Consider the following 13,006-nt stretch of genomic DNA (forward strand, 5'->3'; position numbering starts at 1 on the left):
CTGACAAAAAAGGCACAAGGGCGAACCCCTGTGCCTTTCAGTGCGACCGATGCGGGGCGCATGCCCCGCACGGTTGCGGGTCTTTAGTTGACCTTCGGATCCAGCTCGCCGCTCTTGTATCGGGCGGTCATTTCCTCGAGGGAGAGGGGCTTGATCTTGGAGGCCATGCCGGCGCAGCCGAAGGCCTCGTAGCGGGCCTTGCAGATATCCTTCATGGCCACGGTGGAGGCCTTGAGGAACTTGCGCGGGTCGAACTCCTTGGGGTTCTCCGCCAGGAACTTGCGGATTGCCCCGGTGGAGGCCATGCGCAGGTCGGTGTCGATGTTGACCTTGCGCACGCCGTGCTTGATGCCTTCCTGGATTTCCTCGACCGGCACGCCGTAGGTCTGACCCATGTCACCGCCGTACGTGTTGATGATCTCCAGCCAATCCTGGGGCACGGAAGAGGAGCCGTGCATCACCAGATGGGTGTTGGGGATGCGCGCATGGATCTCCTTGATGCGCTGTATGGCCAGGATGTCGCCGGTAGGCGGACGGGTGAACTTGTAGGCGCCGTGGGAGGTGCCGATGGCAATCGCCAGGGCGTCCACACTGGTCTGCTTGACGAAGTCCGCGGCCTCGTCCGGGTCGGTGAGCAGCTGGGAGTGATCCAGCTTGCCTTCCGCACCGGAGCCATCCTCTTCCCCGGCCATGCCCGTCTCCAGACTGCCCAGGCAACCCAGCTCGCCTTCCACGGAAACACCCAGGGCGTGGGCCATCTCGGAGACCTTGCGGGTCACATCCACGTTGTATTCATAGGTGGACGGCGTCTTCATGTCGGCCATCAGGGAACCGTCCATCATCACCGAGGTGAAACCGGACTGGATGGAACGGAAGCACACGGCGGGTTCGGCGCCGTGATCCTGGTGCAGCACAATGGGGATGTGCGGATACTGCTCCACCGCGGCAATGATCAGGTGGCGCAGAAAAGGCTCGCCAGCATACTTTCGGGCGCCCGCGGAGGCCTGGATGATCACCGGGGAGTCCACCTCGTCGGCGGCCTGCATGACCGCGTGCACCTGTTCCATGTTGTTGGCGTTGTATGCGGGCATGCCATAGCCGTGTTCGGCGGCATGATCCAGCAGCTGTCTCAGAGATATCAGGGCCATACAGACCTCCTATGTGTTACGTTTTGCGATTGTGTCCGAATCGGTATCAGGTGTTCGATTATAGACGCAGATTCCGCGGGCCGGACCTCGGGGAAATCCCCTCAGGCACCGTATTCCAGAAGCTCTCCCACCCGCACGATCTTCATGGCATTGGTGCCACCCATGGCACCGGCCAGGTCTCCCTTGGTGATGATCACAAGGTCTCCATCCTTGACGATGCCCTCGCTGATCAGCAGCTCCACCACCTGGCGGTTGGTTTCCGCATGGCTGGTCTGCACTGCCTCGAAGGCAACGGGATAGACGCCCCGGTAGAGGGTCAGTTTTCTACGCGTGTGCTGGTGGCGCGTCAAGCCGTAGATGGGGATGCCGGAACTGATGCGTGACATCCACAGCGCTGTCGAACCTGATTCGGTGAGCGCAGCGATGGCACGCACATCCAGGTGGTTGGCCGTGTACATGGTTGCCATGGCGATGCCCTCGTCCACCCGCTCGAAGCGGCTGTCCATACGATGATGGGAAACACGCGCGCTGCGCTGGCGTTCGGCCGCCTCGCAAATGCGGCCCATGGCGGCCACCACCTTGACCGGATAACGACCGGTGGCCGTCTCTCCCGACAGCATCACTGCATCGGTACCGTCGAGCACCGCGTTGGCCACGTCAAAGACCTCGGCGCGGGTGGGAATCTGATTCAGGATCATGGATTCCATCATCTGGGTGGCGGTGATCACCACCCGGTTGAGGGTGCGGGCACGATTGATCAGGGTCTTCTGCACACCCGGCAACTCGGCATCGCCGATCTCCACGCCCAGATCACCGCGCGCAATCATGATGGCGTCCGCGGCCATGATGATCTCCTCGATGGCCTCCAGCGCCTCGGAACGCTCGATCTTGGCGCAGATGGCGCCGTGGCCGCCAGCCTCGCGGAGCAGGTCCCGGGCCAGGTGAACGTCATCGGCGGAGCGTGGGAACGACACCGCCAGATAATCCACGCTCAGTTCCGCGGCCAGGCGGATATCCTCGCGGTCCTTGTCGGTGATTGCCGGTGCCGACAGACCGCCGCCCATGCGGTTGATACCCTTGTTGTTGGACAGCGCGCCGCCCACCGTGACACGGGTATGAATGACACCGCCCTCGACACGTTCCACGTCGAGGACGACGCGCCCGTCGTCCAGGAGCAGGGTGTCACCGGCATACACATCGTCAGGCAGTTCTTTGTAGGTCAGCCCCACCCGCCCCCGGTCGCCCGCATCCTCGCCCAGGGCCGCATCGAGCACGAACGCGTCGCCCTCGTTGAGCTCCACCTCCCCCTCGGCGAATCGGGCAATGCGGATCTTGGGGCCCTGGAGATCTCCCAGTACGCCCACCACGCGGCCCGCGGCGTCCGCAGCCTTGCGCAACGCCTCCACGCGGCGGCGGTGCTCCTCGGCCTGGCCGTGGGAGAAGTTGATGCGCGCCACGTCCATTCCGGCGTGTACCAGCCTCTCGAGTACCCCCGGTCCGTCGGTCGCAGGTCCCAGGGTGGCTACGATCTTTGTTCTTCTCATGAGACAGTTCCCGGCTCGCCCGTCCAGTGACAGTGGCCGGGCGATCGCCCGGCCGGTTGCCGCGAACAGGCGTCAGCCCTTGGCACGCGCTTCCAGCATGGCCACGGCCGGCAGCTGTTTGCCTTCCAGGAATTCCAGGAATGCCCCGCCGCCGGTGGAGATGTAGGAGATGCGGGAAGCCAGACCGTACTTGTCGATGGCCGCCAGGGTGTCGCCGCCGCCGGCGATCGAGAAGGCGTCGCTGTCGGCGATGGCCTCACCCAGCGCCCTGGTTCCGGCCGCGAACTGGTCGAACTCGAACACGCCCACGGGACCGTTCCAGACGATGGTGCCGGCCTTCTTGAGCAGGTCAGCATAGGAGGCGGCGGTGTCCGGACCCACATCGAAGATCATGTCGTCATCGGAAACGTCGGCCACGGCCTTGATCTCGGCCGGAGTCGACTCGGAGAACGCCTTTCCCGTCACCACGTCAGTAGGCACGGGGATGTCGCCGCCTTTCTCCTTTGCGGCCGTCATGAGGCGCTTCGCCTCGTCCACCAGATCCGCCTCGTACAGGGACTTGCCCACCGGATGACCCTGGGCGGCAATGAAAGTGTTGGCGATACCGCCGCCCACGATGAGCTGGTCCACCACACCGGAGAGGGATTCCAGCACCGTGAGTTTGGTGGAGACCTTGGACCCGCCCACGATGGCCACCAGGGGCCGCTTCGGGTTGCCCAGGGCCTTGCCGAGCGCTTCCAGTTCAGCAGCCAGAAGCGGACCGGCGCAGGCGGTCGTTGCGTACTGGCCGGCGCCGTGCGTGGAGGCCTGGGCGCGGTGGGCGGTGCCGAAGGCGTCCATCACATAGACATCACACAGGGCCGCGTACCTACGCGACAGGTCCTCGTCGTTCTTCTTCTCGCCCTTGTTGAAGCGCACGTTCTCGAGCATGACCACCTCGCCTTCGGCCACGTCCACGCCGTCGAGATAGTCACGCACCAGGCGCACTTCACTGCCCAGCAGGCCGGAGAGGTGATCGGCCACGGGCTTGAGGGAATTCTCCTCGCTGAACACGCCCTCTTCCGGGCGGCCCAGATGAGACATGAGCATCACCATCGCGCCCGCCTTCATGGCGTGCTCGATGGTGGGCAGGCTTGCGCGAATGCGGGCATCCGAGGTGACCTTGCCGTCCTTGACGGGTACGTTCAGATCCTCGCGGATGAGCACCCGCTTTCCGGCCAGATCCAGGTCGGTCATCTTGATGACGGACATGTTTATCTCCGTAAGGGGTAAGGGGTAAGGCGTGAGGCGCAAGGAAGCGGGGGTGGCATCACCCCTCACACTTCACGCCTCACGCCTCACGCCTCACGCATGACTTACTTGCCGATATGCTCCACCACGCGGAGCATATTACAGGTGTAGCCGTACTCGTTGTCGTACCAGGCCACCACCTTCACGAAGGTGGGATCCAGCGCGATACCGGCCTCGGCATCAAAGATCGACGGCATGTTCTGACCGCGGAAGTCGGTGGAGACCACCTTCTCGTCGGTATAGGCCAGCACGCCCTTCAGGGGGCCGCTCTCGGAGGCCGCCTTCATGGCCTTGCAGATGTCGTCGTAGGAAGCCTCCTTGTTCAGTTCCACGGTCAGATCCACCACGGACACGTCGGAGGTGGGCACACGGAAGGCCATGCCGGTCAGCTTGCCGTTCAACTCGGGCAGCACCTTGCCCACGGCCTTGGCGGCACCGGTGGAGGACGGGATGATGTTCTCCAGGATGCCGCGGCCACCGCGCCAGTCCTTCGCGGACGGGCCGTCCACGGTCTTCTGGGTGGCGGTGGCGGCATGCACGGTGCTCATCAGGCCGCGCTTGATGCCGAAGCTGTCGTTCAACACCTTGGCCACCGGCGCCAGGGCGTTGGTGGTGCAGGAGGCGGCGGAGATGATGGCCTGACCCTTGTAGCTGTCGTGGTTCACCCCATAGACGAACATGGGGGTCGCATCCTTGGAGGGGGCGGACATCACCACCTTCTTGGCGCCGGCCTCGATGTGCTTCCCGGCCACGTCCTCGGACAGGAAGAAACCGGTGGACTCGATCACCACCTCGGCACCGGCCTCATTCCACTTCAGGCTGGCGGGATCACGCTCGGCGGTCAGGCGGATCTTCTTGCCGTTCACCACCAGGTTGCTGCCCTCGACGGCGATGTCTCCGTTGAAGCGGCCATGCACGGAATCGTACTTGAGCATGTAGGCCAGATAATCGGGATCCAGCAGGTCGTTGATGGCAACGACCTCGATCTCCGGGAATTCCTTGCTGATGGCGCGGAAGGCCATGCGGCCGATACGGCCGAAACCGTTAATACCGACTTTGATCGTCATGTCTCACTCTCCGTACTTTGCGTAGTGTGTTAAGAACTCCAGGGGCGTCCGCTCACGACCGCCCCTTGTGACCTTGAATCAGGCCAGCACATCTTCCACGGCCCTGGCCACGTTATCCGCGGTGAAGCCGAACTCCTTCATCAGTGCATCGCCGGGGGCCGACTCGCCGAAGCGATCGATACCCACTACGCGGCCATCGAGGCCCACGTACTTGAGCCAGAAGCCGGTCACGCCGGCCTCCACCGCTACCCGGGCACGCACGGCCGCGGGCAGCACGGACTCCCGGTAGGCAGCGTCCTGGGCATCGAACACGTCGGTGCTGGGCATGGACACCACGCGCACCTTCCTGCCCTTGCCGGCGAGGGTCTCGGCGGCCTGCATGGCGATGGCCACCTCGGAGCCGGTGGCGATGATGATGGCGTCCGGCGTGCCGTCACTGTCCTTGAGGATGTAGCCGCCGCGAGCAATGCTGGCCACCTGCTCTGCGCTGCGCGCCTGGTGGGGCAGGCCCTGGCGCGAGAGGATCAGCGACGTGGGGCCGGCGGTGCGCTCAATACCCGCCTTCCAGGCCATGGCCGTTTCCACGGCGTCGCAGGGGCGCCAGAGCGACATGTTCGGGATGATGCGCAGGCTGCTTACCTGTTCAACCGGCTGGTGGGTGGGGCCGTCCTCCCCCAGGCCGATGGAATCGTGGGTGAGCACGTAGATGACCCGCTGCCGGGTGAGCGCGGACATGCGCATGCCGTTACGCGCATAGTCGGTGAAAATCAGGAAGGTGCCGCCGTAGGGGATGAATCCGCCGTGCAGGGCAACGCCGTTCATGATCGCGGCCATGCCGAACTCACGCACGCCGTAGAACACGTAGTTGCCGTCACCGTCGCTCCTGCTGATGCCCTTGGAGCCCTTCCAGAGCGTCAGGTTGGAACCGGCCAGGTCCGCGGAGCCGCCCAGCAGTTCGGGCAGCGCCGGGGCATAACCGCCGATGGCGTTCTGGGAGGCCTTGCGGGAGGCCACCTTCTCGGCTTTCTCGACAGTCTCCCTGATGTAGGCACCGGCCTTCTCCTGCCAGTCGGCGGGCAGTTCTCCGGCCATGCGGCGCTTGAACTCGGCGGCCAGTTCCGGGTGGGCCTTTTCATACTCGGCGAAACGCTTGTCCCAGGCGGACTGGGCCTGTGCGCCCCTGTCCCGGGCGTTCCAGCCGGCATAGATGTCGTCGGGAATCACGAAGGGCTCGTGTGTCCAGCCGATGGTCTCGCGCACCATCCTTATCTCATCGTCGCCCAGTGGCGCACCATGGCATTCCTCCTTGCCCTGCTTGTTGGGGGAACCCCAGCCGATCACCGTCTTGCAGCAGATGATGGACGGCTTGTCGGTGACCTTGCGGGCCGCCTCGATGGCCTTCTTCACGGCCTCGCCGTCATGGCCGTCCACGTCGGCCACCACGTGCCAGCCATACGCCTCGAAGCGCTTCGGGGTATCGTCCGTGAACCAGCCCTCCACCTCGCCGTCGATGGATATGCCATTGTCGTCGTAGAAGGCGATCAGCTTGCCGAGCCCCAGCGTTCCGGCCAGGGAACAGGCCTCGTGGGAAATACCCTCCATGAGGCAGCCGTCACCCAGGAATACATACGTGTTGTGGTCCACCACCTCGTGGCCGTCACGGTTGAAGTGCGCGGCGAGCGCCTTCTCGGCGATGGCCATGCCCACGGCGTTGGTGACACCCTGACCCAGGGGGCCGGTGGTGGTCTCGACACCCGGGGTGTACCCGTACTCGGGATGCCCGGGGGTCTTGGAGTGCAGCTGACGGAAGTTCCTGAGTTCATCCATGGGCAGGTCATAGCCCGAGAGATGCAGCAACGAGTACACCAGCATGGAGCCATGACCGTTGGACATGACGAAGCGGTCGCGGTCCGCCCACTTGGGGTTGGCGGGGTTGTGCTTCATGTATTCGTTCCACAGCACCTCGGCGATATCGGCCATGCCCATGGGGGCGCCGGGGTGCCCGGAATTGGCCTTCTGGACCGCGTCCATACTGAGTGCACGGATGGCGTTGGCAAGATCTCTACGGGAAGGCATAAAGGTTCTCCTGACTTGATGTCCAAAGATCAAAAACGGTATTCCGATCCGCGGCGCCCGGTTTCTTGTTCGTTATACGTCCGGAATGGATCCGGTCAGGCGTCCGCGCGCGCTCCGCATGCTCGCGAAACCACACTCGTTATCCGGCTTCTGGGGAACGGTCTCGCCAGGACGTCCTGCCCCTCGAGGCGAAAGGGTCGGCGCGTTACCGGGCCCGGATGAAGGCTTACAGCGCGGTGCATTTTCCCCGAGAGCACCATACGGGGCAAGCCTGAGAGCGCGCCACGGCGTTGCCGGCGGCGGCAGCCGGAATGCCGATGCAGCCACGATTACTCCATATAAAACAATGATTTTATTGGCCAAATAATGGCCTGTGCCGACAGTCACCACCGGGCCCATACCCCCCTTTTGGGGGGGTCAAAGATGCACCCGGACCCGGAAATCGGCTACAATTCCGGCTCTTTTGGTCCCCGACACCCGGCCCACAGCGTGGCCAACCCAACCTCCGGAGCCCCCGCAGCGGCATGAAAAACAGCCATTTGTTTACATCCGAGTCCGTATCCGAAGGTCATCCGGACAAGATGGCCGACCAGATCTCCGACGCCATCGTGGACGCGGTACTCGCCGAGGATCCGCACGGCCGGGTGGCCTGCGAGACCCTGGTGAAGACCGGCATGGTGGTGCTGGCCGGGGAGATCACCACCCACGCAAACCTCGAATACGAGGACCTGGTGCGCAAGGCGGTGCTGGACATCGGCTACGACAACTGCGACGCCGGTTTCGACGGGCATACCTGTGCGGTGATCAACGCCATCGGCAAGCAGTCACCGGATATCGCCCAGGGCGTGGACCGTGACTCGGAGAACCGGGAAAACCAAGGTGCCGGCGATCAGGGCCTGATGTTCGGCTACGCAAGCAACGAGACCGATGCGCTGATGCCCGCGCCCATCTTCTACGCCCACAAGCTGGTACGCCGGCAGGCAGAGGTCCGCAAGCACGGGGAGCTTTCATGGCTGCGGCCGGATGCCAAGAGCCAGGTGACCTTTCGCTACGAGGATGGCGCGCCGGTCGGCATCGACGCGGTGGTGCTCTCCACCCAGCACGATCCGGACATCGCCCAGGCGGATCTGCGCGATGCGGTGATGGACATGATCATCAGGCCCGTGCTCCCGGCCGATTGGCTGGACACCTGCCCGGAGGAAAACATCCATATCAATCCCACCGGCAAGTTTGTCATCGGCGGGCCGGTGGGCGACTGCGGGTTGACCGGCCGCAAGATCATCGTGGACACCTATGGCGGCATGGCCCGCCACGGCGGCGGCGCCTTCTCCGGCAAGGACCCCTCCAAGGTGGATCGCTCCGCGGCCTATGCCGGGCGCTACGTGGCCAAGAACGTGGTGGCGGCCGGACTCGCCGACCGATGCGAAATCCAGGTCTCCTATGCCATCGGCGTGGCACGGCCCACCTCCATCAGCATCGATACGTTCGGTACCGGCAAGGTGGGCGATCGGCGCATCGTGGAACTGATCCGGGAGCATTTCGATCTGCGCCCCTGGGGCATCATCAGCATGCTGGACCTGCTGCGCCCCCGATATCAGGCCACGGCCGCCTACGGTCATTTCGGCCGCGAGGACCTGGACCTGCCCTGGGAACGCACCGACAAGGCCGCCGAACTGGCCGCGGCGGCGGGGCTGGATTGATTTGATCTGACCGCGATGCGGATTAACCGCGACGCAAAGACGCAAAGACGCAAAGGGGCGCAAAGTTTTTTTGAGTTCTTGAAGATCAAGAGGTTTACTTCGCGATCCTTTGCGTCTTTGCGACTTTGCGTCGCGGTCCATAAACCGAATTTTCACCGCGGACAGTGACGTTCGCGGGCTGTAACGTGCCGAGGAGCGCTGCAGCGGGGTTGGACCCCGTCAGGCTCGGCATGGGGCACCAACCGTAGCAACGGCGCTCATCCGACAACCATGGAGATATAAACCATGAATGCTGTGATGACTCCGAGCAGTGGCGACTATATCGTCGCCGACATCAACCAGGCCGACTTCGGCCGCAAGGAGATCGCCATCGCCGAGACCGAAATGCCCGGTCTGATGGCCACCCGCGAGGAATTCGCCAAGGACAAGCCGCTCAAGGGCGCCCGCATCGCCGGCAGCCTGCACATGACCATCCAGACCGCCGTGCTGATCCAGACACTGGAGGCTCTGGGTGCCGAGGTCCGCTGGGCCTCCTGCAACATCTTCTCCACCCAGGACCACGCCGCCGCGGCCATCGCCGCCAACGGTACGCCGGTGTTCGCCTTCAAGGGCGAGACGCTGGAGGAATACTGGGATTATGCCCACCGTATCTTCGAGTGGCATGACGGCGGCACCCCCAACATGATCCTGGACGACGGCGGCGACGCCACGTTGCTGATCATGCTGGGTGCCCAGGCAGAGACCGACCCGTCTGTGCTGGAGAACCCGGGCAACGAAGAGGAACAGGCCCTGTTCGCCTCCATCAAGGCGCGCCTGGCCAAGTCCCCCAACTGGTACTCCAATATCAAGAAGAATCTCAAGGGAGTGACCGAGGAGACCACCACCGGCGTGCACCGCCTCTATCAGATGCAGAAGGAGGGTACCCTGCCCTTCCCGGCCATCAACGTGAACGACTCGGTCACCAAGTCCAAGTTCGACAACCTCTACGGCTGCCGGGAATCCCTGGTGGACGCGATCAAGCGTGCCACGGACGTGATGATCGCCGGCAAGGTGGCCGTGGTGTGCGGCTACGGCGACGTGGGCAAGGGCAGTGCACAGTCCCTGCGCGGGCTCGGCGCCAACGTGTGGATCACCGAGATCGATCCGATCTGCGCCCTGCAGGCCGCCATGGAGGGTTACCGGGTGGTGACCATGGACGAGGCCGCCGACAAGGCGGACATCTTCGTCACCGCGACCGGCAACAAGGATGTCATCACCCATGATCATATGGCCCGCATGAAGGATCAGGCCATTGTATGCAACATCGGTCACTTCGATTCCGAGATCGACGTGGCGAGCCTTGGCAAGTGCGAGTGGGAGAACATCAAGCCCCAGGTGGACCACGTGATCTTCCCCGACGGCCACCGCATCATCATGCTGGCCAAGGGCCGTCTGGTGAACCTTGGCTGCGGCACCGGCCACCCGAGCTTCGTGATGTCCAACTCCTTCACCAACCAGGTAATGGCGCAGATCGAACTCTACTGCCATGGCGACCGCTACAAGAATGAGGTCTACGTGCTGCCCAAGCACCTGGACGAGAAGGTGGCGCAGCTGCATCTGAAGAAGATCGGAGCCAGCCTCACCCGTCTTACCGAGGAGCAGGCCAGCTACCTGGGCCTTAAGGTGGAAGGTCCGTTCAAGCCGGAACACTACCGGTATTGATCGGCCGTTCCGGGCACGGGTTGTCCGCCATGCCGGCTGACGACCCGGTTCCCGGCGGGAAAACAAAGGAAACCGCGTTGGGCCGGGATCTTTCCCGGCCCGATGACCCTGCGCAGGTGCACGCGACCCGCAACCCCGCACCGATCCACCCCCCCCTTGCCGCGCTCCCCGCGCACAGAATTCCAGTGAGGCCCGAAACCCCATGAAATCACAACAAGCACACGAACGCGTGTTCAGTTTCGAGTTCTTCCCCCCCAAGTCCGACGAAGGGGCGGAGAAGCTTCGCAAGGCCCGTGAGGCGCTTGCCGCATTGAAACCCAAGTTTTTCTCCGTGACCTACGGCGCCGGCGGATCCACCCAGACCCGGACCCTGGACACGGTGATGGAGATCCAGCGTGACGCCCGATTTGAGGCAGCGCCCCATTTGTCCTGCATCGGATCCACCCGGGAACATGTCCGGGAGATCCTGGAACTCTACCGAAGGAACGACATCCGCCACATCGTGGCCCTGCGCGGCGACATGCCCTCGGGCATGCGCGGTGACCCGGGCGAGCTGCGCTATGCCAACGAACTGGTGGAATTCATCCGTGCGGAGACCGGCGATCACTTCTTTATCGAGGTGGCCGCCTACCCGGAGATGCACCCCCAGGCCCCCAGTTACGAAAAGGACCTGGAAAACTTCAAGCGCAAGGTGGACGCGGGTGCGGACTCATCCATCACCCAGTACTTCTTCAACGCCGAGGCCTACTATCACTTCGTGGACAGCTGTGAGAAGAAGGGTGTGACACTTCCCATCGTACCGGGCATCATGCCTATCACCAACTACACGCAACTGGCGCGCTTCTCCGATGCCTGCGGCGCGGACATCCCGAGATGGATCCGCAAGCGCCTGGAAGGATTCGGCGAAGACCTGGACTCCATACGTGCCTTTGGCGAGGAGGTGGTCAGCCGGATGTGCGAACAGCTGCTGGACGCCGGTGCCCCGGGGCTGCACTTCTATACCATGAACCAGTCCAGAGCCACTTTGGCCATCTGGAAGAACCTCGGCCTGAAGACCGGCTGATCAATCCGGTCCACGGACGACCGCGAGGTTCGCAGATGAATGACTCCCATGGCGATCACCTTGCATTGACTCGCGCCCGTTTGCGGCACGGTCGCCCCCCATCTCCCCCGGCCAGGCGATGCGCCTGACGCGGTTGTTCCTGGACCAGCCGTTGGCGGTCGGCGCAGACATCGACCTGGATGAACACGCGCACCGCCATGCCGTTCAGGTCCTGCGCCTGCGCCAGGGAGCGGAACTGGTGCTGTTCAATGGGTCGGGGGGCGAGTACCGGGGGAGGCTGACCGAGGCGTCAAGGCGCCGGTCCCGGGTCACGCTCACGGCCTTTGACGACCGTGACACCCGCCCTGCACTGCACGTCACCCTTGTCCAGGGTGTCTCCAGGGGAGACCGCATGGACTTCAGCCTGCAGAAGGCCACGGAACTGGGGGTGACCCGTGTCATACCGGTCATCACGAAACGCAGCCGGATCCCCGGCGACTCCCGCCGTCTGGACAGTCGTCATGAACACTGGCGGGGTGTGATCATCAGTGCCTGCGAGCAATGCGGGCGCAATGACCTGCCTGTGCTGGATCCGGTGACCACCCTGGAACACTGGCTGACAAACCGACCGGAAGGCCACGCCCTGGTGCTGGACCCGCAGGCCGGAACAGGTCTCGCCGACCGCGCGCCCGACGGCCCCGTCCAGCTTCTCATCGGCCCGGAAGGGGGTCTGGACGGAACCGAGATTACGGCGGCACGGCATCAGGGACTGCAGGGGGTGAGTCTGGGCCCCCGAACCCTGCGCACCGAAACCGCCGGCATCGCCGCACTGGCGGTGATTCAGGCGTTGTGGGGGGATTTAAGAGGCAGTGGCTAGTCTCAAGTCTCAAGTGGCAAGGAAAGGACAATCCCTGAACCGGCTTCCTTGCCACTTGAGACTTGAGACTCGCCACTGCCCTCAAAGGCGCTGCAGATTCTCCTGCAACTCGGTCTCGATGCGTTCCAGGCGGGGGATGATGCAGGTGACACCGCTCGCTCGCACGCGGCAGCCAAACTCCTCGCCGGCCTCGACGCCTGCGTCGAGCGGTTCCACGTCGTGCTCGAAGACCTTCAGGGGATGGGGAATGCCTCGCACCTGAACGGCATAGTAGGCAAGCCCGGGAATCTGCTCCAGACCATGCATCACAAGGACACGCAGCAGGCGGTTGCCCTGCTCTACCGGTGTACCCATCAGGGTCTCCATGGAAACCACGGGCACCTGCTCGTTACGCCATTCCACCACACCCGTCAGCCAGGGTGGCGCACCGGGCACCTGGCGCGAGAACTGCTGGGTGAGCACCTCGGCCACGACGTGCTGCGGAAGGAGCATATGCTGCTCTGCCAGGGGCACGATCAGGCAGTTCAGGGTATCCGGAGAATCACTCATGATGCACGATCG

10 protein-coding genes and 1 riboswitch are annotated in these 13,006 nt (G+C 63.7%); of the genes, 4 read left to right on the top strand and 6 right to left on the bottom strand.

The window, feature by feature from the left end:
* Window positions 1-83: 83 nt before the first annotated feature.
* The 5 genes from fba to tkt form a co-directional block, all read right to left on the bottom strand.
* Window positions 84-1,148 (bottom strand): class II fructose-bisphosphate aldolase, encoded by a 1,065-nt coding sequence (gene fba / locus THITHI_RS0108675; protein WP_018232693.1) that lies wholly within the window; start codon window positions 1,146-1,148, stop codon window positions 84-86.
* Window positions 1,149-1,249: 101 nt separating this feature from the next.
* A complete protein-coding gene (gene pyk / locus THITHI_RS0108680) occupies window positions 1,250-2,692 on the bottom strand; it encodes a pyruvate kinase (protein WP_026186194.1) in 1,443 nt (480 codons plus the stop codon).
* Between the two features lie 72 nt (window positions 2,693-2,764).
* Window positions 2,765-3,943, bottom strand: a complete 1,179-nt coding sequence (locus THITHI_RS0108685; RefSeq protein ID WP_018232695.1) for a phosphoglycerate kinase — start codon at window positions 3,941-3,943, stop codon at window positions 2,765-2,767.
* Window positions 3,944-4,047: 104 nt separating this feature from the next.
* On the bottom strand, window positions 4,048-5,049 hold the full coding sequence (gene gap / locus THITHI_RS0108690) for a type I glyceraldehyde-3-phosphate dehydrogenase (protein WP_018232696.1): 1,002 nt from the start codon (window positions 5,047-5,049) through the stop codon (window positions 4,048-4,050).
* A gap of 78 nt (window positions 5,050-5,127) precedes the next feature.
* Window positions 5,128-7,125 (bottom strand): transketolase, encoded by a 1,998-nt coding sequence (tkt, locus tag THITHI_RS0108695; protein WP_018232697.1) that lies wholly within the window; start codon window positions 7,123-7,125, stop codon window positions 5,128-5,130.
* Between the two features lie 524 nt (window positions 7,126-7,649).
* On the opposite strand from tkt, the gene metK reads away from it, so the two are divergent.
* The 4 genes from metK to THITHI_RS0108715 all read left to right on the top strand — a co-directional run bounded on the left by metK (window position 7,650) and on the right by THITHI_RS0108715 (window position 12,445).
* Window positions 7,650-8,825, top strand: a complete 1,176-nt coding sequence (gene metK / locus THITHI_RS0108700) for a methionine adenosyltransferase (RefSeq protein WP_018232698.1) — start codon at window positions 7,650-7,652, stop codon at window positions 8,823-8,825.
* Between the two features lie 184 nt (window positions 8,826-9,009).
* Window positions 9,010-9,091, top strand: a riboswitch (S-adenosyl-L-homocysteine riboswitch).
* A 19-nt stretch (window positions 9,092-9,110) separates the two neighbouring features.
* Window positions 9,111-10,526 (top strand): adenosylhomocysteinase, encoded by a 1,416-nt coding sequence (ahcY, locus tag THITHI_RS0108705; protein ID WP_026186195.1) that lies wholly within the window; start codon window positions 9,111-9,113, stop codon window positions 10,524-10,526.
* A gap of 202 nt (window positions 10,527-10,728) precedes the next feature.
* The gene (gene metF / locus THITHI_RS0108710) at window positions 10,729-11,589 is read left to right on the top strand and encodes a methylenetetrahydrofolate reductase [NAD(P)H] (RefSeq protein ID WP_026186196.1); all 861 of its coding nucleotides are present in this window, start codon (window positions 10,729-10,731) and stop codon (window positions 11,587-11,589) included.
* 118 nt (window positions 11,590-11,707) lie between these two features.
* On the top strand, window positions 11,708-12,445 hold the full coding sequence (locus tag THITHI_RS0108715) for a 16S rRNA (uracil(1498)-N(3))-methyltransferase (protein ID WP_018232701.1): 738 nt from the start codon (window positions 11,708-11,710) through the stop codon (window positions 12,443-12,445).
* 81 nt (window positions 12,446-12,526) lie between these two features.
* Here THITHI_RS0108715 and THITHI_RS0108720 read toward each other — a convergent pair whose 3' ends face one another.
* On the bottom strand, window positions 12,527-12,994 hold the full coding sequence (locus tag THITHI_RS0108720; RefSeq protein WP_018232702.1) for a chemotaxis protein CheW: 468 nt from the start codon (window positions 12,992-12,994) through the stop codon (window positions 12,527-12,529).
* Between the last annotated feature and the right edge of the window lie 12 nt (window positions 12,995-13,006).

The organism is Thioalkalivibrio thiocyanodenitrificans ARhD 1 (assembly GCF_000378965.1).
Lineage (GTDB): Bacteria > Pseudomonadota > Gammaproteobacteria > Ectothiorhodospirales > Ectothiorhodospiraceae > Thioalkalivibrio_A > Thioalkalivibrio_A thiocyanodenitrificans.

What these genes read in the sequence shown, in the direction of transcription:
- tkt (WP_018232697.1), bottom strand. Translation starts at nt 7,125, where the DNA reads ATGCCTTCCCGTAGAGATCTTGCCAACGCCATCCGTGCACTCAGTATG.
- gap (WP_018232696.1), bottom strand. Translation starts at nt 5,049, where the DNA reads ATGACGATCAAAGTCGGTATTAACGGTTTCGGCCGTATCGGCCGCATG.
- metF (WP_026186196.1), top strand. Translation starts at nt 10,729, where the DNA reads ATGAAATCACAACAAGCACACGAACGCGTGTTCAGTTTCGAGTTCTTC.
- metK (WP_018232698.1), top strand. Translation starts at nt 7,650, where the DNA reads ATGAAAAACAGCCATTTGTTTACATCCGAGTCCGTATCCGAAGGTCAT.
- fba (WP_018232693.1), bottom strand. Translation starts at nt 1,148, where the DNA reads ATGGCCCTGATATCTCTGAGACAGCTGCTGGATCATGCCGCCGAACAC.
- THITHI_RS0108720 (WP_018232702.1), bottom strand. Translation starts at nt 12,994, where the DNA reads ATGAGTGATTCTCCGGATACCCTGAACTGCCTGATCGTGCCCCTGGCA.
- pyk (WP_026186194.1), bottom strand. Translation starts at nt 2,692, where the DNA reads ATGAGAAGAACAAAGATCGTAGCCACCCTGGGACCTGCGACCGACGGA.
- THITHI_RS0108685 (WP_018232695.1), bottom strand. Translation starts at nt 3,943, where the DNA reads ATGTCCGTCATCAAGATGACCGACCTGGATCTGGCCGGAAAGCGGGTG.
- ahcY (WP_026186195.1), top strand. Translation starts at nt 9,111, where the DNA reads ATGAATGCTGTGATGACTCCGAGCAGTGGCGACTATATCGTCGCCGAC.
- THITHI_RS0108715 (WP_018232701.1), top strand. Translation starts at nt 11,708, where the DNA reads ATGCGCCTGACGCGGTTGTTCCTGGACCAGCCGTTGGCGGTCGGCGCA.